Origin of the sequence: Streptomyces sp. NPDC127117, assembly GCF_042677325.1 — a bacterium.
Taxonomy (GTDB): domain Bacteria; phylum Actinomycetota; class Actinomycetes; order Streptomycetales; family Streptomycetaceae; genus Streptomyces.
On sequence record NZ_JBHXTM010000004.1, the window covers coordinates 52,369 to 72,623 of the forward strand.

The window sequence follows — 20,255 nt, forward strand, 5'->3', positions numbered from 1 at the left end:
ACTCACGAATGTCCCTTCGTCGTCGGTCTGTTCTCTGACGGTGCGGAATCGGGTGTGAACCACGGCAGCGCGGCCGTGGTGGAGGCCGGGCCGTCGGTGGGCACGGCCGTGGGGCCCTCGGCGGGCCCCGGTGCACGGCGCGGCTTCGGGGTCTTCGGGGACTTGCCGGTCCCTCGCAGGGGGCGGCGGCGGGCGCGGCCCGGGGCGCGCGAGGAGCGGGGCCGTACCTTGTCGACCACCGCCATGCCGATCCGGAACACGGCGGCCGGTACGACGAGGCACAGCAGGATCCAGAAGAGCGTGACCCCCCAGGGGCGGCCGACCCCCCACGGCTGCTCGGCCAGCACCTTGCCGCCGTACCTGAGCGAGACCTGGTAGTCGCCGTGGGCGCCCGCCGTCAGTTCGACCGGGAGCTTGATCTGCGCCTTGCGGCCGGAGGCGATGGTGCCGCGCCACTGCTGCTCCTCCCACTGCGGGGCGAAGACGCCGTGCGCGGTGCCGACCTCGAAGACCGGATCCTTGACGGGGGTGGAGCCGAGGTTGCCCACGGTGAGGACCAGTTGCCGGGCGGGCGGGGCGCCGAACCAGGTGAGGATCCCGCTCTCGCCCTCCAGCCGGGTGGTGGCGAGCACCGCGAGGCGGCCGTCCCCGGTCTCCTTCGGCAGCGCGGCGAGCGGGTGGCCCGCGACGACGAACACGGCGTCGGCGGCGGCCTGTTCCCCGGTGACGGTGGCGACGTGCACCACGCAGGGGCAGGGCACGGGCGGTTCGGCGACCGGCATCTTCTTGCGGAAGGTGCCCTTGCCGTCGGTGGTGACGGCCCGGCCCTCGGCGTTGGCGCAGGAGTTGGTGCCGCCGATCACGCCCCGGTCCGGCGTGGACCGTCCGCAGATCAGCATCATCAGCAGGGCGTTCGGCCGCCACCCGCCGCCCTTCACGGTGATCTCGCCGCCCTTGCCCGCCTGTTGCTTGGAGAGGGTGACCACGGGCTTCGCGTCCGCCGCCCTGGTGTCCGCCGCGCCGGCCCCGGGCGCGGAGAGCATCAGCAGAGCGGGCAGCAGGGCCACGAGCAGCGCCACGAACGGCGCGGCGAATGGCTTCGTGGCCCCCCGGTGGCTGCCATTGCGGTGTGCTGCCGGTCCGGCCTGTCCAGTCACGATTCCGCTCCCGCCTTCGCCAAGTGCCTGCTCCCTGAGTGCTGTCGACCGCCCGGCGGCCGTACGGACCGCCCGGCGTCATCGCCGCCGCCACCGGCATCGGTTCGCTGCTGCCGCCGGCGCGCTCGCCTGCGCCGGTACACGTAGCAGCCCGCGCCCGCGCCGGCCAGGACCAGCAGTGCGCCGGCGGTCAGCGGCGCCCACGGAACGAAGACGGCGTGCGCCGTCGCCTCGCCGTGCGCGCCGCCTTCCGCCGTGACGCGCAGCCGTACGGTCGCCGAGTCGAGCGCGGGGACGTCCCGCCACGGCTCGGTGAGCCGGAGGCGCTGTCCGGGCCGCACCTCCACCGGCAGGGTGCGGGCCCCGCGTCGCAGCAGCGTCCCGAACACCCCGTCGGCCCGGACCGCGAGCTGCGGGACGAGGACCGCGTTGCCCCGGTTGACCAGCGTGTAGTGGATGACCCGCCCGGACACGGCGACGTCCTCGACGGTGAGTGCGGCCAGCGTCGGCCCGCCGACCCGCAGCCGGACCGGCACGCCCACCGTGCGGTGACCGCCGCGCACGACGATCGCGGCGGGACGGTCACCGGGCGTCGCGCCCGCCGGCACCGTGACGGTGAACGGCACATCGGCCCGGGTGCGTGCCGGGACGGTCACCTCGGCGGCGGCGGTCCGCAGCCAGCGCCCGGCCCCGGTGGCGCTCCTGCCGCCGGAGCCGCCGCTCTTCGCGTCGTACCTGTCGGCGCCGCTCAGCCGCACGGTGACCGGGGACCGGCCGGAGTTGGTGACGGAGAGCCGGTCCTGGAGAACGGTGCCGGGCGGGCCCTCCAGATAGATGTACGGTCTGCCACCCGTACCGGAACCGCTCACCGCGGGCTGCGCCGTCCATGAAGCGGCGCCCGTGTGCGGCGGTGTCCGCGGCGCGGCACCGGCGGCCGCCGGTGTCATGACGAGGGCGCACAGCAGTACGGCGAGGGCGAGTCGGGCGGCGTGACCGGTCGGCGACGGCATGGGCGGCTCCCTGGTGCGTGACGGCGGCTGGATCGCTGGACCGGGTCGCTCCGGATCCGGCCCGGTCCGGTCCGGCAGGAACGGCCCCTATCGGCCCGCGGCCCCCTGTCCGCGCCTGGTCAGCCAGAGCACCCCGGCCGCGCCGGTCAGCAGCACCGTGCCGCCCAGCGTGCCGAGCGCCACGGCCGAGTCGAGCGGACCGGTCTTCGGCAGCTGCCCGCCGCCGTCGTCCGGGGCACTCTGCCCGCCGCCCGCGGCCGTCACATCGAGCTGGAGCGACGGTCCCGGCTTGTTGGCGGGGGTGCAGGTCGTGGTCGTGCCGAGCGCCTTGATGGTGAGCACTCCGGCGGTGAAGTCGACCTTGCCGCTCTTCTTCGGGGTGTACGTACCCGACAGGTCACTGATCTTGATGGGGGTGTTGGCGGGTATGGCGGCGGAGTTCGGCGCACCGGAGACCTGGACCTGGCCGGAGTCGGCGCCGCCCACCTCGATGACCGCGCTGGGGCTCATCGCACCCTTGCCCAGTTCTACGGGGCTGGAGGAGACGCCCTTCTGGAAGGACATGGTGAGCCGGTAGCCGCCGCCGCTCTTGACGCTCTTGATGTCGATGGGCGACACGGCACTCTTGTCGCCGATCGGGGTCTTGCACTTGTAGTCGACGTCCACGACCGTGGCGTGGGCGGCGGGCGCGGCCATCAGCACCACCGTGCCCGCCAGCGCGGACGCCAGCGCGAGAGCTGTTCGCTTCTGGTAGGACACCTGAGTTCCCCTCATGCCGGAAGTCGCCGCGCGCCGGTTCGCACCGACGCAAGTTACTGACGACACATCAGATCGGGCGCTCAAGGTACGCCCGGTGTCTTGTGGAGGGAAGACAAAGAGCGCGCCGATCCGGCGCGCTCCTCGGTGCTGCGAACGACGGGGCGGCACGCCCCGGGGGGTCCGGCCGGCCTACGCGGGGGCGGCCAGCTCCGCCCAGACGGTTTTCCCGGGCCGGTCGGGCACCCGCAGGACGCCCCAGTCCAGGCAGAGCCGCTGCACGATGAACATTCCGTGCCCGCCGGGCCGCCCGGCCCGGTGCGGGGTGCGCGGCGCGGGCTGTCCCGCACCCGCGTCGGCGACCTCCACCCGCAGCACCTTCGCCGTGCAGGCGATGCGCATCTCCTCGGGCCCGTCGGCGTGCAGGCAGGCGTTGGTGACCAGCTCGGAGACGACCAGCAGGACGTCCTCGGCGGCGGCCCGGCCGTCGGCGCTCGAAGCGGGGAGCCAGCCCCATTCGTGCAGCGCCTGGCGGGCGAAGTCGCGGGCGGTCGGCACGATGCCGCTGACCCCGCGCAGCGACAGGGTGAGCCACTGCCGCTCGGCCGGCTCACCGGAGGCCGCACCGGCGCCCGTGTCCGGGTGCGCGTCCACGCCGACGTCCTCCGGCTCGCGGCCGAGGTCGCCCGGCGGATGCTGCCGGGTGGTGCTCATCAGCGCTTCACCTCACCGATTCACCATGTCGCCATCGAACAATTACAAGTACACATACAGAGGGTGGTGGTCGCCCACGGCCCCGCCGGATGACTCCTGCCCGGCCGAATCGTGACAACACCCACTTCGTCTACGCGGATCGCGTGACACGGGCAACACGAGGGGCTCCCGGGGCCGCGAAACGGGCCGCGGTCACGTGTCCAGGGCCGCTTCGAGGGAGTCGTGGACGGTGAAGACCGCCTCGGCCCCGGTGATCTCGAAGACCCTCGCCACCACCGGCAGCATCCCGGCCAAATGGACCCCTCCCCCGGCCGCTTCCGCCTTCAGGCGGGCACCGAGCAGCACATTGAGCCCGGTGGAATCACAGAATTCGAGTCCCGAGCAGTCGACCACCAGGCGTACCCGCCCCTGCTCGACCGCGTGCTCCAGGGGCTCCCGCAACAGATCCGCCGTGTGGTGATCCAGCTCACCCACCGGCGTCACGACCTCGCTGCGCCCTTCGGTCCGGACCTCGACCTGAAGTCGACCCCGGTTCGCACTGCCGACCGTCCCGCGGTCCATGCCCGTCCCTCTTCGCCGTTCGTCACTGTCTGCGCCTTCGCGTGCGCAGATGCGTATGTGCTGCCTCTGACGTTCTTGAAACAGTACGCGGTCTGTGCGCCACGCGATACCCGAAGACCTCAACAAACCGGACATATAGCGTCAATTGGAGCTTGTAACTGTCCGTCCGAAGCGGGTAAGGGTAGGAGGACACCCAAAACACGGCCGGCTACGGAGGCGCCGCTTCACCGCAGGAACACGTATGGGCATCGGCAGCCATATGCCGAGAACGATGGAGGAGACCATGTCACCCCGGCTCGACGGACCGCGTCCCCACAACGCGACGTCAGCATGTCCTCAGGGACTGACCCACTCAGACTCCCCTGCCGCGAGCGCCGGACACGGCACCCGCAGCAGCACCGGTACCGACACAGGTACCAGCACCACCACGAGCACCATCAGCACCACCAGTGACACCGACCACACCGCCGGCCTCGACCACGGCGTGAGTGACGGTCTCGAAGGACTTCCCGAGATCCCGCCCTATGACGAAGTGGGGCCGCTGGACGCCAGGGCACTGTCGAAGACGCTCTTCGAGCGGCTCGAATCCCTCGAAGAGGGCACCCACGAGTACGCGTACGTCCGCAATACGCTCGTCGAACTGAACCTGGCCCTGGTGAGGTTCGCCGCCTCCCGGTTCCGCTCCCGCAGCGAGCCCATGGAGGACATCGTCCAGGTCGGCACCATCGGCCTGATCAAGGCGATCGACCGCTTCGAGCTCAGCCGCGGCGTGGAGTTCCCGACGTTCGCGATGCCGACCATCGTCGGCGAGATAAAGCGCTTCTTCCGCGACACCAGCTGGTCGGTGCGCGTCCCGCGCCGGCTCCAGGAACTCCGGCTCGACCTGGCCAAGGCGGGCGACGAGCTCGCCCAGCGACTGGACCGGTCGCCCACCGTGGGCGAGCTCGCCGACCGCCTCGGCATCACCCGCGACGAGGTCGTCGAGGGCATGGCCGCGAGCAACGCGTACACCGCGAGCTCGCTGGACGCCAAGCCCGAGGAGGACGATCACGAGGGCGCGCTGGCGGACCGCATCGGCTACGAGGACCACGGGCTCGAAGGCATCGAGTACGTCGAGTCCCTGAAGCCGCTGATCGCCTCGCTGCCACGCCGCGACCGCACGATCCTCTCGCTCCGGTTCGTCGCCAACATGACGCAGTCGGAGATCGGCGAGGAGCTGGGCATCTCCCAGATGCATGTGTCGAGGCTGCTCTCCCGCACCCTGGTCAAGCTGCGCAAGGGGCTGACCCTGGAGGAGTGAGCGGACACGCCGCACGACCCGCCACCGGGACCTCGTGAAAGGACCCGCCTCGGCATGAGGCGGGTCCTTCCGCGTGTCCGACGCCCCGTCACCAGCCGGTGGCCGGTGGCTCAGACGACGCGTTCGCCCCGCTGCCAGACCGCGTGGACCAGCGGGACGCCCGGCCGGTAGGCGAGGTGGACGTGGCTGGGGGCGTCGAGGAGCGTCAGGTCGGCGCGGGCGCCCGGGGCGATGCGGCCGATGTCCGTACGGCGCAGAGCCGCGGCGCCGCCCGCGGTGGCGGACCAGAGGGCCTCGTCCGGCGTCATGCCCATGTCGCGTACGGCGAGGGCGATGCAGAAGGGCATGGACGACGTGAACGACGAGCCCGGGTTGCAGTCCGTGGAGAGGGCGACGGTGGCGCCCGCGTCGAGGATGCGGCGGGCGTCCGGCCAGGTGGCGCGGGTGGAGAACTCGGCGCCGGGGAGCAGGGTGGCGACGGTGTTGCCCTGGGCCAGGGCGTCGACGTCGGCGTCGGTGAGGTGGGTGCAGTGGTCGGCGGAGGCGGCGTCGAGCTCGACGGCCAGCTGGACGCCGGGGCCGTGGCCGAGCTGGTTGGCGTGGACGCGGGGGTGCAGGCCCTTCGCCAGGCCCGCGGTGAGGATCGCACGGGCCTGGTCGCCGTCGAAGGCGCCCTTCTCGCAGAAGACGTCGATCCAACGGGCGTACGGGGCACAGGCGTCGAGCATCTCCCCGGTGACCAGGTCGACGTAGCCGGCCGGGTCGTCGGCGTAGTCCGGGGAGACGATGTGGGCGCCGAGGTAGGTGACCTCCTCGGTGTGCCGGGCGGCGATGCGCAGGGCACGGGCCTCGTCCTCGACGGTGAGGCCGTAGCCGGACTTGGTCTCGAAGGTGGTGGTGCCCTGGCGCAGCGCCTCGGCGAGGTAGCGGGCGACGTTGGCGGCGAGCTGTTCGTCGGTGGCGGCGCGGGTGGCGGCGACCGTGGTCCTGATGCCGCCCGCGCTGTAGGCGCGGCCGGACATCCGGGCGTTGAACTCCTCGGTGCGGTCGCCCGCGAACACCAGGTGGGAGTGGGAGTCGACGAAGCCGGGGATCATCGCCCGGCCGCCCGCGTCGACGGCGTTGTCAGTGGCGGGTGCTTTGCTGGATTCACCGGTCCAGACGATCCGGTCGCCCTCGATGACGACGGCCGCGTCCCGGATCGTGCCCAGGGGGGAATCCGCGCGCAGGGAGGGGTCGTTGGTGACCAGACTGGCGATGTTGGTGATGGCGGTCGTCGTCATCGGGGTGCTGCTCTCCTTGCGGGGGTCCGGGGTCAGCGGTGCAGGGCGGCGATGGCCGAGGCGAGTGCCGCGGGTACGTCCTCGACGAGTGCGTGCCGTCCGTCGCGCACGATGTGCCGGCCTGCCACGACCGTGTGCCGCACATCGGCCGCGGAGGCGGCGAATACGACTGCTTCGGCAGCCAGTCGGGGTACCGGCCCCGCGGTTCTGACGGAGTCCAGGGCGACGGTCGCCAGGTCGGCGGGGGCGCCGGGTTCGATCGTGCCCGCCGAGGGCCGGCCGAGCGCGGCGTGGCCGTCGACGGTCGCGGCGCGCAGCAGCGCCGCCGCCGTCCAGTGGCCCCGCGCCCGGGTGCGCAGGCGTTCGTCCAGCTCCATCGCGCGGGCCTCTTCGAAGAGGTCGATCACGGCGTGGCTGTCGCTGCCGAGGGAGAGCGGCGAGCCCGCCCGCTGGAGGGCGACGGCGGGGCCGATCCCGTCGGCGAGGTCGCGTTCGGTGGTGGGGCACATGCAGGTGCCGGTCGCGGAGGAGCCGAGCAGTGCGATGTCCTCGCCGGTGAGGTGGGTGTTGTGGATGCCGGTGGTGCGGGGGCCGAGGACGCCGTGGTCGGCGAGGAGCCGGGTGGGCGTGCAGCCGTGGGCGGCGAGGCAGGCGTCGTTCTCCGCGGTCTGTTCGGAGAGGTGGACGTGGAGCGGGGCCTCGCGCTCCTCGGCCCAGGCGGCCACGGTGGCGAGCTGCCCGGCGGGCACGGCGCGCACGGAGTGGATGGCCGCGCCGATCAGGGCGTGGTCGGAGCCCTTGAGGAGGGAGGCGCGTTCGGCCCAGGCGTCCGCGGTGGTGTCGGAGAAGCGCAGCTGGTGCCGGTCGGGCTGCTGGTACTGGGTGGGGCGCTTGCCGAATCCGGCGGAGAGGTAGGCGGTGTCCAGCAGCGTGATCCGGATCCCGGCCTCGCCCGCCGCCGCGATCAGGGCCTCGCCCATCGCGTTCGGGTTGTCGTACGGGGTGCCGCCCGGCGCGTGGTGCAGATAGTGGAATTCGCCGACCGCGGTGATGCCGGCCAGCGCCATTTCGGCGTACACGGCCCGGGCGAGTTCGTAGTACGAGTCGGGGGTGAGCCGGGAGGCGACCTGGTACATGGTCTCGCGCCAGGTCCAGAAGGTGCCGGAGCCCACCTGGACGGTGGAGCGCAGGGCGCGGTGGAAGGCGTGCGAGTGGGTGTTGGCGAGCCCGGGGACGGTGAGTCCGCGCAGCACGGTGGCGCCCGGCGGCGGGGTGGCGACGCCGGTGCGGACACCCGCGATCAGCCCGTCGGAGACGTCCAGGGCGACGCCTGGCTCGACATGGGTGCCGAGCCAGGCGTGGGACAACCAGTACGTCACGGTGGCGGGCCTGCCCGCCGGTTCCGTTGTCAGCTGCACGCGAGACCTTCCAGTACGTCGGCGAGTGCGACCACCCCGGCCACGCAGTCGTCCTCGGCCGCGTGTTCGGCCGGCGAGTGCGAGATCCCGGTGGGGTTCCGTACGAACAGCATGGCGGTCGGTACCGAAGCGGACAAAATACCCGCGTCGTGTCCGGCGCCGGTCCCGAGGACGGGCACGGCGTGGCCGGCGTCGCCCCGGCCCGCGAGGATCTTGCCGAGCTCGTCGCGCAGGGCGTGCTCGAACTCCACGACGGGGGTGAAGGACTCCCGTACGACATCGAGGTCGATCCCGGCCCGCTCGGCGTGTTCCCGGGCGGCCCGTTCGATGCCGGTGACCACGGCGTCCAGGCGGTCCTGGTCGGCGGCGCGGGAGTCGAGCCAGCCCCGTACGAGGGAGGGGATGGCGTTGACCCCGTTCGGCTCGACGGCGATCTTGCCGAAGGTGGCGAGGGCGCCGGCGAGTTCCGCCTCGCGGCGGGCGGCGAGCACGGTCTCGGCGTAGGTGAGCATCGGGTCGCGCCGGTCGGCCAGACGGGTGGTGCCCGCGTGGTTGGCCTCGCCCCGGAAGTCGAACCGCCAGCGTCCGTGCGGCCAGATCGCGGAGGCGATGCCGACCGGGTCGCCGGTGAGGTCGAGGGCGCGCCCCTGCTCGACGTGGAGCTCGACGAACGCGCCGATGCGGGCGAGCCGTTCGGGGTCCGGGCCGATGGTGCCGGGGTCGTACCCGGCCGCCTCCATGGCCTGCGGCAGTGTGATGCCGTCGCCGTCGCGGAGCCGGTGCGCCGCCTCGACGGTCAGCTGTCCGGCGGCGAGCCGGGAGCCGACGCAGGCGAGCCCGAAGCGGGCCCCCTCCTCGTCGCCGAAGTTGCAGATGGCCAGCGGCCGGGTGAACTCCACTCCCCTGCGGCGGAGTTCGTCGAGCGCGGCGAAGGAGGAGACCACGCCGAGCGGCCCGTCGAAGGCGCCGCCGTCCGGTACGGAGTCGAGATGCGATCCGGTGACGACGGCGTCCCCGGCCAGGGGGTCGCCGAGCCAGGCCCACTGGTTGCCGTTGCGGTCGACCTCGTAGGTGAGCCCGCGCGCCTCGGCCTGCGTCCGGAACCAGGCGCGGCAGTCGACGTCGGCCCCGGTCCAGGCGTAGCGGCGGTAGCCCCCGCTGCCCCGGTGCCGGCCGATGGGCAGGAGCTCCCGCCACATGGACAGGAACGAGGACGAGCCGCCGGGGCCGCCGGGGCCGCCGGGGGCGGCGCCCCCGGGGTTCGCCACGCCCCCTGCCGGAAGGCTCACTGGGTGTCCTCGGTCATCGGAACGCGTACGCCCTTGTCCTCGGCGACGGACTCCGCGATGTCGTACCCGGCGTCGACGTGCCGAATGACGCCCATGCCCGGGTCGTTGGTGAGCACCCGGCGGATCTTCTCGCCCGCCAGCTTCGTACCGTCGGCGACGGTCACCTGTCCGGCGTGGATGGACCGGCCCATGCCCACGCCGCCGCCGTGGTGGATGGAGACCCAGGAGGCGCCGGACGCCACGTTGACCATGGCGTTCAGCAGCGGCCAGTCGGCGATCGCGTCGGACCCGTCGAGCATGGCCTCGGTCTCCCGGTACGGGGAGGCCACGGAGCCGCAGTCGAGGTGGTCGCGCCCGATGGCCAGCGGGGCGGCCAGCTCGCCGCTCGCCACCATGTCGTTGAACCGTTCGCCGGCCCGGTCGCGCTCGCCGTAGCCGAGCCAGCAGATCCGGGCGGGCAGCCCCTGGAAGTGGACGCGCTCGCCGGCCATCTTGATCCAGCGGTGCAGCGACTCGTTCTCCGGGAAGAGCTCCAGCATCGCCTTGTCGGTCTTGTGGATGTCGGAGGCCTCGCCCGACAGGGCGGCCCAGCGGAACGGGCCCTTGCCCTCGCAGAACAGCGGCCGGATGTACGCGGGCACGAAGCCGGGGAAGTCGAATGCCCGCTCGTAGCCCGCGAGTTGCGCCTCGCCGCGGATCGAGTTGCCGTAGTCGAAGACCTCGGCCCCGGCGTCCATGAAGCCGACCATCGCCTCGACGTGCTTGGCCATCGACTCCCGTGCGCGCTGCGTGAAGTCGGCGGGCTTCTCGGCGGCGTACGAGGCCATGCTGTCGAAGTCGACCCCGAGCGGGAGGTACGACAGCGGGTCGTGCGCGCTGGTCTGGTCGGTGACGATGTCGATCGGGGCGCCCTCGGCGAGCATCCGGGGCAGCAGCTCCGCCGCGTTGCCGAGCAGGCCGATGGAGAGCGGCCTGCGGGCGTCCCGCGCCTCGGTGGCGAGCTGGAGCGCGTGCTCCAGGGAGTCGGCGCGCACGTCCAGGTAGCGGTGCTCGATCCGGCGCTCGATGGCGCGCGGGTCGCAGTCGATACAGATCGCGACGCCGTCGTTCATGGTCACCGCGAGCGGCTGGGCACCGCCCATGCCGCCGAGTCCGGCGGTCAGGGTGATCGTCCCGGCGAGGGTGCCGCCGAACTTCTTGGCCGCCACCGCCGCGAAGGTCTCGTAGGTGCCCTGGAGGATGCCCTGCGTGCCGATGTAGATCCACGAACCGGCGGTCATCTGGCCGTACATGGTGAGCCCGAGCGCCTCCAGGCGGCGGAACTCCTCCCAGTTCGCCCAGTCGCCGACCAGGTTGGAGTTGGCGATCAGGACCCGCGGCGCCCATTCGTGCGTCTGCATGACGCCGACCGGGCGCCCGGACTGGACGAGCATCGTCTCGTCCTGCTTGAGCGTCCGCAGGGTGCGCACCATCGCGTCGAAGGAGCGCCAGTCACGGGCCGCCTTGCCGGTGCCGCCGTAGACGACGAGCTTGTCGGGGTGCTCGGCGACCTCGGGGTCGAGGTTGTTCTGGAGCATGCGCAGGGCGGCCTCCTGCTGCCATCCCAGGGCGCTCAGTTCCGTACCTCGCGGTGCCCGTACGGGGCGGGGTCCTGACATGGCAATGCCTCCTCGCGACTGTAAGTCTTCTATTCACATCCTGGTGCCCTGAATACTCGTAGTCAACAGTCCCGCACCGTCGCACGGGGACGGACGGCCCGCGCACGGGTCGCCCGGTGCTCCCGGCGCGCGCCCTCCCCGCGCCTCCGTACGCCCGGGGCATGTGCCGGTGGTAATTGCCCGAACTCCTGTCCGGAGAAAGCACGTTGCGTAGCCTCGTGATCACACTCGCACACCGAGCCGGGCGGGGTACCGGTATGCCCGCGGCGGCTGCGCCGCACTGGCTCGAAGACGCACTCGAAGACACCTGGGAGGCCCCTGTGATCCGAGCACTCAGACTGCGCGCAGGTACGAAGCGGCCGATGGCGCCCGAGGCCGGGACGGAGGACGTCCTGGCCGAACTCCGGCGATTACGGGCCGGGGCCCCGCTCGTGTCCGGCGCCCTGGTCGCCGGCCTCGACGGGCTCGTCCTGGCCCACGACACCCCGGACGTGCCGCTGGAGCGCGTCGCCGCGCTGACCGCTGCCGCGCTCGGCGTCGCGACGCGGATGGCGGAGGCGACCGGCCGGGGCGGCTTCGGTGAACTTCTCGTGCGGGGCGAGTCCGGCTGCATCGCGTCGTACGCCGCGGGGCCCTCGGCCGTACTCACACTGCTCGCCGAGGACGGCGTCGATGTCGCCGCTCTCCACCTCGAAGGCCGCCGGGCGGCCGACCGTATCGGCGAGCTGATCGACGCCGCCCGGCGTCGCGCCGCCCGGCCGGCGCCCCCGGCCGTCGATCCCCGGCAGCAGCCCGGGTCACAGCCCCCGCACTCCGACCCGCTGTCGCCCCGCCCCTGACGGCCGGAGGCCGGGCGGGCGGATTCAGCGCCGGCGCCGCGCCCCGCCGGGCGCGGCGTCCCCCGCCATCGGCCCGGTGGTCCGGTACCCCTTGACCCGCTTGCCCGCGGGCCGGCCGCGCTCCGCCCAGTCGGTCCGCACCCAGTACAGGGCGTCGTCCCGCTGCTCGCGCCGCCCGATCCGGACGGCCTTGAGCCAGAGCCCGGCGCCCGCCCCGGCGAGCACCATCCCACCGGCCCCGGGCAGCACGAACGCGCTCGCCACGGCGACCAGGAACGCCCCGAGCAGCCACCACCGGCGCCCGCGCCGCCAGTTGCGTACGGTCACGGCCCGGTCCTGGAGGAAGTCGGACCGCCCGGCCCGGGTGGCGCCCCCGGCCAGCTCCGCGTACCGGCGGCCGCGCGCGAGCGCCACCACCGCCGCGGTGATCAGGAACAGCGCGGCCCCGGCCAGCAGGCCGATCCGGCGCCCGGTGAGCCCCGGCACCAGCGCGCCGATCGCCGCGGCCAGCAGCCCCGGCCACCACAGCGGTGCGGCTCCGGCCCGTACGATCACGGCCACCCTCGCCAACGACTGCGCTCCGCGCCCCACGTCCGTACCCCTCTCCGCGGCTCCTCGTGAGCCTTTCCGGCCCGGAGATTAGTGGCCGTAAATGAGCGATACCTGAGAAGAGGCGATATCCGGGAGCGGTACGCGCCGCACCACCGTCCACGGCCCGGTCCGCACACCCACCGTCCACGGCCCGGGGCCCGCGCCCCGAGAGGCGGTCACTCCACGAACAGTCCCCGCGCCGCCGCCCTCGCGTCGAACTCCTCCAGCCTCGCCTGCGCGTCGGGCAGGTCGTCGCACATCGCCTCCAGCAGCACCCGGCCCAGCAGCATCGGCGCGCACGCCGTGTCGAAGGCGAGGCCGGTGCCGACGGCGGCCGGGATCAGCAGATCGCTGTACTTGGCGACGGGCGCGAACGCGGAGTCCGCCACCGACACGACGGTCATCCCCTGCTCCTGCGCGTACGCGAGCGCGTCCACGACCTCCTTCGGGTGCCGGGGCAGCGCGAAGCAGATCAGCGCGGAGGCGCCCGCCCGGCGCGCGGCGTCGATCCGGTCGCGCAGCATGCTGCCGCCCTCGTCCAGCACCCGGACATCGGGGTGGACCTTGGCCGCGAAGTACCCGAAGCCGCGCGCCTGCGAGGAGGCGGCCCGCAGCCCGAGCACCGGCAGCGGCCGCGAGGCCGCCAGCAGCCTGCCCGCCCGCTCGACGGGCCCCGGGTCGGCGAGCAGCTCGGCCAGGTGCCGCAGGTTCTCGATCTCGCCGAGCACCGCCTGCTGGTACTCGTTGTACGCGTCGTCCCCGTCCCCGGCCACGGGCACGGGCTCGGTGGGCGCGACCTCCCGCAGGTGCTTGCGGAGCGCCGGGTAGCCGTCGAAGCCGAGCGCCACGGCGAAGCGGGTGACGGACGGCTGGCTGACTCCGGCCAGCTCGGCCAGCTCCACGCTCGACAGGAACGGGACGTCCCCGGCCCTGCGCACCATGGAGTGCGCGATGCGGCGCTGGGTGGGTGTGAGCCGGCGCCCCTCGAAGAGCTGCTGCAACCGCGCGGCCGGGCTGCTCCCGCTCATGCTGTCCCCTCGGTAGATTCCGGCGCACCGCGATCAGGCGCCGACAAATCCATTCAGCCAGCAAGGCGTCTGCATGTCCATATGCAGCCGCGGCGGCCGGCCGCGCGGGACACCGGGTCCGAGGAACCGCCCGGCCCGAAGAGGGGGGTTAGCCTCAGTGCCCGGGGCGGCCATGATTCGTACCGTAAAGGGCATGAAAGCCCGTGACCCCGAGCTCAGGAACGAGCTCGATGCCGCCCTGCATGCCCGTAGTGAGCTGGGTTCGGAGTACGAGCCCGCGCTCGTCGAGTCGTTTCTGGAGAAGGTCGAGCAGCAGCTCGACAGCACGCTCGACCGCCAGGTCCGGCGCCATCTCGCCGAACAGCGGGTGAACGTCGCCAGGGGTGCGCGCCCACCGCAGCCCCTGGGGCATTTCGGCGAGCGCTACGGCTTCGGGATCATCTCGCTGATCCTGGCCGTCCCGCTCTCGGCGATCGGCGCCTCGACCGCCGACACCGGGGGCCTGATCGTCGCCTGGCTCGGGATCGTGGCGGTCAACGCCGTGTATGCCGCCCGGAACTGGCGGTGGTTCTCGCACCGTCCCGGACGTACGGGTTCCGACTGGGAGGACTGACGGCCGGGGCCGCCGGGCCGCCCCGGAGACGCACGGCCTACGCCTGGCGGGTGGGCTGCACGATCAGCTGGCGCAGGTTGATGTGGCGCGCCCGGCTGGTGGTGTAGGCGATCAGGTCGGCGATCTCGTCGCTGGAGAGCCCGCCGAGCGCGTCGAACATGCCGTCGAGCTGCCCGCTCAGTTCGGCGTTGTCGATGTGGCCGGCCAGCTCCGTGTCGGTGAGGCCCGGCTCGATGTTCGTGACACGGACGTCACGCGGTCCGAACTCGGTGCGCAGCGACGTGGACAGGTACGTCAGCGCGGCCTTCGTCGCCCCGTACACCGCGTAGTTGGGGAACATGATGTGCGCGCCGATGGACGAGATGTTGACCAGGTCCGCGGTGCGGCCCTCGGCCGCCACCGCCACCAGGTCGGCCGTGAAGGCCCGGATGATCCGCAGGGCGCCCGTCACATTGGTGTCGATCATCCGCTGCCACTCGTCGGTCCGGCCTTCGTCGACCGGGTTCGGCAGCATCACACCGGCCGCGTTGACCACCAGGTCGACCCGGCCGAAGGTGTTGTGCACCAGCTCGGCCGCGGCGTCGACGGACGCCTGGTCGGTGACGTCGGTGGCGACGGCGAGCGCCTCGCCGCCCGCCTCCTTGATCGCGGCGGCCAGCTCCTCCAGCCGCTCCGCCCGCCGGGCCAGCAGCGCGACCCGTACCCCCTGGGCGGCGAGCAGCCGGGCGGTCGCGCTGCCCATGCCGCTGGCGGCTCCGGTGATGACGGCGGTGCGGCCTGCGAGAGTCCCGTACGACATGTCGTGCTCCTTGAGCGCTTGGCGGACCGGGGCGTTTCCCCGGGCCTGGTTCCACTCTGCGGGGCCGCCACCGTGTTACCCAGGGGCACGCTGTTCCTGGGTCTGCCAGTACCAGGCTGGGCTCCGGCGCTTCTTCTACGATCGACGCCATGGACGCTGACCCAGGTGATTTCCTCCGCTCGCGCCGTGCCCGTATCCAGCCCGAGGACGTGGGGCTCCAGTCGTACGGCCGGCGGCGCGTGCCAGGACTGCGGCGCGAGGAGGTGGCGCAGCTCGCGGGGGTGAGCGTCGACTACTACATCCGGCTGGAGCAGGGGCGCGGTTCGAGCGTCTCGGACGCGGTGCTCGACGCGATAGCCAGGGTGCTGCGGCTGGACGAGACGGAGCACGCGTATCTGCGTACGGTGGCGCGCCCCAGGGCGGGCGCCCCGGCCCCGGCCTCCGCCCAGCGGGTACGTCCCGGGCTGCGCCTGGTGCTGGACTCGCTCACCGCCGCCCCGGCGTTCATCCTGGGGCGCCGGATGGACGTGCTGGCCTGGAACGCGCTGGGGGACGCCGTCGTCGGCTTCTCCCGGATGCCGGCCGCCGAGCGCAACATGCCCCGCCAGGTGTTCCTGGAACCGGCGGCGCGGGAGCTGTACCCGGACTGGGCGGCGGTGGCGGCGGAGACGGTCGCGTATCTGCGCCTGGACGCGGGGCTGCACCCCAATGACCGGCAACTGGCCACGTTGGTCGGTGAGTTGTCCCTGAAGAGCGAGGACTTCCGCCGGCTGTGGGCGGACCACCTGGTGAAGTCGAAGACCGGTGGCGTCAAGCGCATCAATCACGCGGTCGCGGGCGAGCTGGTTCTTCCCTACGAGACGCTCGGCTCGGCCGGCGATCCCGGTCAGTCCCTGGTGGTCTACACCCCGGAGCCCGGCAGCGAGACCGCCGAACGCATCGCGCTGCTGGCGAGCTGGGCGGCCGCACCGGCCGGCTGAGACGCCCGCGGGCCGGCGGGCCCCGGGCACGGATGTGTCGCGGGGACCGCCGCACCCCCGGTTGCCCGGGGGGCGGGACGACGGCGGTCCCCGCGAGGGACACGGTCCGGGTCAGTTCCGGTCACCGCGTCCTGGCGACGATGGAGGTCCGGGAGCCGCTCCGTAGTCCGTGTCGCCGTATCGGGTGCCGGCGGGCCTGCCCGCCGACACCCATCAATCTGCCGGACCCGTGTTAAGCCGGTGCTGCGCGAACGTGTCGCGCTCGTACCGTTTTCGCGAAGGCGAGCCCCGCGGGCCCCTACGCCTTGCCGGCCGCCGCGTCCTTGGCCAGGAACGCCAGCAGGTCCTGGCGGCTGACCACGCCCTTCGGCTTGCCCTCCACCAGCACGATCGCCGCGTCCGCGGTGTTCGTGCCGCCGAGCACCGCCATCAGGTCCTCGACCGGCTCGCCGGAGCCGACCTGCGGCAGCGGCGGCGACATGTGCTTCTCCAGCGGGTCGGAGAGCGAGGCGCGCTGGGCGAACAGGGCGTTCAGCAGCTCCCGCTCCACCACCGAACCGATGACCTCGGCGGCCATCACGTCCGGGTGGCCGGCGCCCGGCTTCACGATCGGCATCTGCGAGACGCCGTACTCGCGCAGCACGTCGATCGCCTCGCCGACGGTCTCCTCCGGGTGCATGTGGACGAGGGTCGGGATCGGGCCGTCCTTGTGGTCGAGCACATCGGCGACGCGCGCGGAGGGGCCGGTGTCCTCCAGGAAGCCGTAGTCGGCCATCCACTCGTCGTTGAAGATCTTGCTCAGGTAGCCGCGCCCGCTGTCGGGCAGCAGGACGACGACCACGTCGTCCGGGCCCAGCCGCTCCGCGACCTCCAGGGCGGCGACCACGGCCATGCCGCAGGAGCCGCCGACCAGCAGGCCCTCCTCCTTGGCGAGGCGGCGGGTCATCTGGAAGGAGTCCTTGTCGGACACGGCGACGATCTCGTCCGTGACCGTACGGTCGTAGGCGCTCGGCCAGAAGTCCTCGCCGACGCCCTCGACGAGGTACGGGCGCCCGGAGCCGCCGGAGTAGACCGAGCCCTCCGGGTCCGCGCCGACCACCCGCACCGAGCCGCCGCTGATCTCCTTCAGATAGCGGCCGGTGCCGCTGATCGTGCCGCCGGTGCCGACACCCGCGACGAAGTGGGTGATCTTCCCGTCCGTCTGCTCCCACAGCTCGGGACCGGTGGTCTCGTAGTGGGAACGCGGGTTGTTGGGGTTGGAGTACTGGTCCGGCTTCCAGGCCCCCGGCGTCTCACGGACCAGGCGGTCCGAGACGTTGTAGTACGAGTCCGGGTGCTCGGGGTCGACGGCCGTCGGGCAGACGACGACCTCGGCACCGTAGGCGCGCAGCACATTGATCTTGTCCAGGGACACCTTGTCCGGGCAGACGAAGATGCACTTGTACCCCTTCTGCTGGGCGACGATCGCCAGGCCGACGCCGGTGTTGCCACTGGTCGGCTCGACGATCGTGCCGCCGGGCTGGAGCTCGCCGCTCTGCTCGGCGGCCTCGATCATGCGCAGGGCGATGCGGTCCTTGACCGAACCGCCGGGGTTGAAGTACTCGACCTTGGCCAGGACCGTCGCCTGGATGCCGGCCGTCACACTGCGCAGCCTCACCAGCGGGGTATTGCCTACGAGACTGATCATCGAATCGTGGAATTGCACCGTGTACTCCGGGGTCTCCGAGATGGTGCGGCAAGGGTATGCGTACGGGGACGGGATTGGGCGATGCGATTGAGCGACGGTCACTGCGGGGCAGTTAGCTGTATGTACGGCGGTACGGCGACGAGGAGGTGGACCGGACTGTGTCAAGGGCAAGGGTGGCACGGCGGATCGCGGCGGGCGCGGCCTACGGCGGCGGCAGCATCGGATTGATCGGTGCGGCGGCGGTGGGCGTCCTGCTGGCGGAGGTCCAGCTGGCGAAACGGCAGGTGGGCGGCGGGATCGCACCGGTTCCACCGAGCGCGGACGGGCGGTACGGGGTGGCGTTCGCCGGTCCCGCGGACCCGTTGCGGCTGGGGTTGCTGGGTGACTCGACGGCGGCCGGGCAGGGGGTGCGCCGGGCCGGGCAGACCCCGGGGGCGCTGCTCGCCTCGGGGCTGGCGGCGGTTTCGGAACGGCCGGTGGATCTGCGCAATGTGGCGCAGCCGGGTGCCCGGTCGGACGATCTGGAGCGGCAGGTCTCGCTGCTGCTGGCCGACGCCTCCCGGCCGCCCGACGTCTGCGTGATCATGATCGGTGCGAACGATGTGACGCACCGGATTCCCGCCACCCAGTCGGTGCGCTGTCTGACCACCGCCGTGCGCAGGCTGCGTACGGCGGGTGCGGAGGTCGTGGTCGGCACCTGCCCGGATCTGGGCACGATCGAGCCGGTCTACCAGCCGCTGCGCTGGCTGGCCCGGCGGGTGAGCCGGCAGCTGGCCGCGGCCCAGACGATCGGCTCGGTGGAGCAGGGCGGGCGCACGGTGTCGCTGGGCGATCTGCTCGGGCCGGAGTTCGAGGCGAATCCGCGGGAGCTGTTCGGCCCGGACAACTACCACCCGTCGGCGGAGGGGTACGCCACGGCGGCGATGGCGGTGCTGCCCACGCTCTGCGCGGCGCTGGGGCTGTGGCCGGAGTCCGAGCGGCTGGACGGGGCCCGGCGCGCGGACATGCTGCCGGTGGCCAAGGCGGCCTCCCAGGCGGCCAAGGAGGCCGGTACGGAGGTCACCGGGGCCCGGGCGCCGTGGGCGCTCCTCAAGCAGCGCAGGCGGCGGCGTCTGCCCGCGGCCACGGAGCCCCACCCGCACCCGGAGCCGCACGGGGAACCGCGCGACCTGTCGGCGAACCGACCGGCCCGCCAGGGGCCGGGCGCCCCTCCGGGGTCCGGCCCCGCCATCGACTGAGCGACCGCTTAGAAAAGAGGTCGGCGTCACATGCGCTGCCCGGTGACCCAGCGTCTACGTACAGGTAACTTCCAAGTCAGTACGTGCCCGAACCCGCCTTCCAGCCCTCATGGAGCCGCGTGATGCCCGAAGCCGTGATCGTCTCTGCAGCCCGTTCCCCCATCGGCCGGGCCTTCAAGGGTTCGCTGAAGGACCTGCGCGCGGACGACCTGACCGCCACGATCATCCAGACCGCGCTGGCCAAGGTTCCCGAGCTGGACCCGAAGGACATCGACGACCTGATGCTCGGCTGCGGCCTCCCGGGCGGCGAGCAGGGCAACAACCTGGGCCGCATCATCGCCGTGCAGATGGGCATGGACCACCTTCCCGGCTGTACGGTCACCCGCTACTGCTCCTCCTCGCTCCAGACCAGCCGGATGGCGCTGCACGCCATCAAGGCCGGTGAGGGCGACGTCTTCATCTCGGCCGGTGTCGAGATGGTGTCCCGTTTCTCGAAGGGCAACTCCGACAACTGGCCGGACACCCACAACCCGCTGTTCGCCGACGCCGAGGCCCGCACCGCGGCCCGCGCCGAGCAGGGCGGCGACGACTGGCACGACCCGCGCGAGGACGGCCTGGTGCCGGACGCGTACATCGCGATGGGGCAGACCGCGGAGAACCTGGCCCGGCTCAAGGGCGTCACCCGCCAGGACATGGACGAGTTCGGTGTCCGCTCGCAGAACCTCGCCGAGGAAGCCATCAAGAACGGCTTCTGGGAGCGCGAGATCACCCCGGTCACCACCCCGGACGGCACGGTCGTCTCGAAGGACGACGGCCCGCGCGCGGGCGTCACCCTGGAGGGCGTGCAGGGCCTGAAGCCGGTCTTCCGCCCCGACGGCCTGGTCACCGCCGGCAACTGCTGCCCGCTCAACGACGGCGCCGCGGCGCTCGTGATCATGTCCGACACCAAGGCCCGCGAGCTGGGCCTGACCCCGCTGGCCCGGATCGTCTCGACCGGCGTCTCCGGCCTCTCCCCCGAGATCATGGGGTACGGACCGGTGGAGGCGAGCAAGCAGGCGCTGAAGCGGGCCGGGCTGACCGTCGACGACATCGACCTGGCCGAGATCAACGAGGCGTTCGCCGCCCAGGTGATCCCCTCCTACCGCGACCTCGGCCTGCCGCTGGAGAAGGTCAACGTCAACGGCGGCGCGATCGCCGTCGGCCACCCCTTCGGCATGACCGGCGCCCGGATCACCGGCACGCTGATCAACAGCCTGCAGTTCCACGACAAGCAGTTCGGCCTGGAGACCATGTGCGTGGGCGGCGGCCAGGGCATGGCGATGGTCATCGAGCGG

Annotated in this window: 19 protein-coding genes; 6 read left to right on the top strand and 13 right to left on the bottom strand. The window is 72.6% G+C overall.

Going from position 1 to position 20,255, the window contains the following annotated elements:
• Positions 1–2 precede the first annotated feature (2 nt).
• The 5 genes from ACFVH0_RS05230 to ACFVH0_RS05250 form a co-directional block, all read right to left on the bottom strand.
• Entirely contained in the window at positions 3–1,157 is a 1,155-nt protein-coding gene (locus tag ACFVH0_RS05230; RefSeq protein WP_385818115.1) for a hypothetical protein, read from the bottom strand.
• Positions 1,154–2,167 carry a hypothetical protein gene (locus ACFVH0_RS05235; protein ID WP_385818116.1) on the bottom strand — a complete coding sequence of 338 codons (1,014 nt, stop codon included), beginning with the start codon at positions 2,165–2,167 and terminating at the stop codon, positions 1,154–1,156. Before ACFVH0_RS05235 ends, ACFVH0_RS05230 begins: the two co-directional genes overlap by 4 nt.
• Positions 2,168–2,254: 87 nt before the next feature.
• On the bottom strand, positions 2,255–2,926 hold the full coding sequence (locus ACFVH0_RS05240; RefSeq protein ID WP_385818305.1) for a peptidase: 672 nt from the start codon (positions 2,924–2,926) through the stop codon (positions 2,255–2,257).
• 189 nt (positions 2,927–3,115) lie between these two features.
• Positions 3,116–3,637: an ATP-binding protein gene (locus tag ACFVH0_RS05245; protein WP_385818117.1), complete on the bottom strand. Its 522-nt coding sequence runs from the start codon at positions 3,635–3,637 to the stop codon at positions 3,116–3,118.
• Between the two features lie 192 nt (positions 3,638–3,829).
• A complete protein-coding gene (locus ACFVH0_RS05250) occupies positions 3,830–4,198 on the bottom strand; it encodes an STAS domain-containing protein (RefSeq protein WP_259930729.1) in 369 nt (122 codons plus the stop codon).
• Positions 4,199–4,481: 283 nt separating this feature from the next.
• Here ACFVH0_RS05250 and ACFVH0_RS05255 point away from each other — a divergent pair, with 283 nt between their 5' ends.
• A complete protein-coding gene (locus tag ACFVH0_RS05255) occupies positions 4,482–5,498 on the top strand; it encodes an RNA polymerase sigma factor SigF (RefSeq protein ID WP_385818307.1) in 1,017 nt (338 codons plus the stop codon).
• 110 nt (positions 5,499–5,608) lie between these two features.
• On the opposite strand, the gene hutI is transcribed toward ACFVH0_RS05255, so the two are convergent.
• The 4 genes from hutI to hutU form a co-directional block, all read right to left on the bottom strand.
• A complete protein-coding gene (gene hutI / locus ACFVH0_RS05260) occupies positions 5,609–6,781 on the bottom strand; it encodes an imidazolonepropionase (RefSeq protein ID WP_385818118.1) in 1,173 nt (390 codons plus the stop codon).
• Positions 6,782–6,813: 32 nt separating this feature from the next.
• A complete protein-coding gene (locus tag ACFVH0_RS05265; protein WP_385818119.1) occupies positions 6,814–8,199 on the bottom strand; it encodes a formimidoylglutamate deiminase in 1,386 nt (461 codons plus the stop codon).
• Positions 8,190–9,398, bottom strand: coding sequence for an allantoate amidohydrolase (locus ACFVH0_RS05270; RefSeq protein ID WP_385818308.1), 1,209 nt, complete (start codon positions 9,396–9,398; stop codon positions 8,190–8,192). The genes ACFVH0_RS05265 and ACFVH0_RS05270 overlap by 10 nt, the downstream gene beginning before the upstream one ends.
• Before the next feature lie 86 nt (positions 9,399–9,484).
• A complete protein-coding gene (gene hutU, locus ACFVH0_RS05275; protein WP_385818120.1) occupies positions 9,485–11,146 on the bottom strand; it encodes a urocanate hydratase in 1,662 nt (553 codons plus the stop codon).
• Positions 11,147–11,508: 362 nt separating this feature from the next.
• On the opposite strand from hutU, the gene ACFVH0_RS05280 reads away from it, so the two are divergent.
• Positions 11,509–11,985: a roadblock/LC7 domain-containing protein gene (locus tag ACFVH0_RS05280; RefSeq protein WP_385818309.1), complete on the top strand. Its 477-nt coding sequence runs from the start codon at positions 11,509–11,511 to the stop codon at positions 11,983–11,985.
• 24 nt (positions 11,986–12,009) lie between these two features.
• Here ACFVH0_RS05280 and ACFVH0_RS05285 read toward each other — a convergent pair whose 3' ends face one another.
• Complete coding sequence (locus tag ACFVH0_RS05285; RefSeq protein WP_385818121.1) at positions 12,010–12,576, bottom strand: hypothetical protein; 567 nt, start codon at positions 12,574–12,576, stop codon at positions 12,010–12,012.
• Positions 12,577–12,752: 176 nt separating this feature from the next.
• Positions 12,753–13,604, bottom strand: a complete 852-nt coding sequence (locus ACFVH0_RS05290; protein ID WP_385818122.1) for a MurR/RpiR family transcriptional regulator — start codon at positions 13,602–13,604, stop codon at positions 12,753–12,755.
• A gap of 193 nt (positions 13,605–13,797) precedes the next feature.
• On the opposite strand from ACFVH0_RS05290, the gene ACFVH0_RS05295 reads away from it, so the two are divergent.
• Complete coding sequence (locus ACFVH0_RS05295) at positions 13,798–14,217, top strand: hypothetical protein (RefSeq protein WP_385818123.1); 420 nt, start codon at positions 13,798–13,800, stop codon at positions 14,215–14,217.
• 37 nt (positions 14,218–14,254) lie between these two features.
• On the opposite strand, the gene ACFVH0_RS05300 is transcribed toward ACFVH0_RS05295, so the two are convergent.
• The gene (locus ACFVH0_RS05300; RefSeq protein WP_385818124.1) at positions 14,255–15,016 is read right to left on the bottom strand and encodes an SDR family oxidoreductase; all 762 of its coding nucleotides are present in this window, start codon (positions 15,014–15,016) and stop codon (positions 14,255–14,257) included.
• Between the two features lie 149 nt (positions 15,017–15,165).
• Here ACFVH0_RS05300 and ACFVH0_RS05305 point away from each other — a divergent pair, with 149 nt between their 5' ends.
• A complete protein-coding gene (locus tag ACFVH0_RS05305) occupies positions 15,166–15,996 on the top strand; it encodes a helix-turn-helix transcriptional regulator (RefSeq protein ID WP_385818125.1) in 831 nt (276 codons plus the stop codon).
• Positions 15,997–16,294: 298 nt separating this feature from the next.
• Here ACFVH0_RS05305 and ACFVH0_RS05310 read toward each other — a convergent pair whose 3' ends face one another.
• Positions 16,295–17,701, bottom strand: a complete 1,407-nt coding sequence (locus ACFVH0_RS05310; protein WP_385818126.1) for a cystathionine beta-synthase — start codon at positions 17,699–17,701, stop codon at positions 16,295–16,297.
• A gap of 155 nt (positions 17,702–17,856) precedes the next feature.
• On the opposite strand from ACFVH0_RS05310, the gene ACFVH0_RS05315 reads away from it, so the two are divergent.
• Positions 17,857–18,921 (top strand): SGNH/GDSL hydrolase family protein, encoded by a 1,065-nt coding sequence (locus ACFVH0_RS05315; protein WP_385818310.1) that lies wholly within the window; start codon positions 17,857–17,859, stop codon positions 18,919–18,921.
• A gap of 122 nt (positions 18,922–19,043) precedes the next feature.
• Positions 19,044–20,255 (top strand): acetyl-CoA C-acetyltransferase (locus ACFVH0_RS05320; protein WP_385818127.1); only part of this gene is annotated, 1,212 nt, incomplete at its 3' end.

Excerpts from the sequence above, each read along its gene's own strand:
- ACFVH0_RS05235 (WP_385818116.1), bottom strand. The coding sequence starts at position 2,167 with ATGCCGTCGCCGACCGGTCACGCCGCCCGACTCGCCCTCGCCGTACTG.
- ACFVH0_RS05245 (WP_385818117.1), bottom strand. The coding sequence starts at position 3,637 with ATGAGCACCACCCGGCAGCATCCGCCGGGCGACCTCGGCCGCGAGCCG.
- ACFVH0_RS05250 (WP_259930729.1), bottom strand. The coding sequence starts at position 4,198 with ATGGACCGCGGGACGGTCGGCAGTGCGAACCGGGGTCGACTTCAGGTC.
- ACFVH0_RS05255 (WP_385818307.1), top strand. The coding sequence starts at position 4,482 with ATGTCACCCCGGCTCGACGGACCGCGTCCCCACAACGCGACGTCAGCA.
- hutI (WP_385818118.1), bottom strand. The coding sequence starts at position 6,781 with ATGACGACGACCGCCATCACCAACATCGCCAGTCTGGTCACCAACGAC.
- ACFVH0_RS05270 (WP_385818308.1), bottom strand. The coding sequence starts at position 9,398 with ATGTGGCGGGAGCTCCTGCCCATCGGCCGGCACCGGGGCAGCGGGGGC.
- hutU (WP_385818120.1), bottom strand. The coding sequence starts at position 11,146 with ATGTCAGGACCCCGCCCCGTACGGGCACCGCGAGGTACGGAACTGAGC.
- ACFVH0_RS05280 (WP_385818309.1), top strand. The coding sequence starts at position 11,509 with ATGGCGCCCGAGGCCGGGACGGAGGACGTCCTGGCCGAACTCCGGCGA.
- ACFVH0_RS05290 (WP_385818122.1), bottom strand. The coding sequence starts at position 13,604 with ATGAGCGGGAGCAGCCCGGCCGCGCGGTTGCAGCAGCTCTTCGAGGGG.
- ACFVH0_RS05295 (WP_385818123.1), top strand. The coding sequence starts at position 13,798 with ATGAAAGCCCGTGACCCCGAGCTCAGGAACGAGCTCGATGCCGCCCTG.
- ACFVH0_RS05300 (WP_385818124.1), bottom strand. The coding sequence starts at position 15,016 with ATGTCGTACGGGACTCTCGCAGGCCGCACCGCCGTCATCACCGGAGCC.
- ACFVH0_RS05305 (WP_385818125.1), top strand. The coding sequence starts at position 15,166 with ATGGACGCTGACCCAGGTGATTTCCTCCGCTCGCGCCGTGCCCGTATC.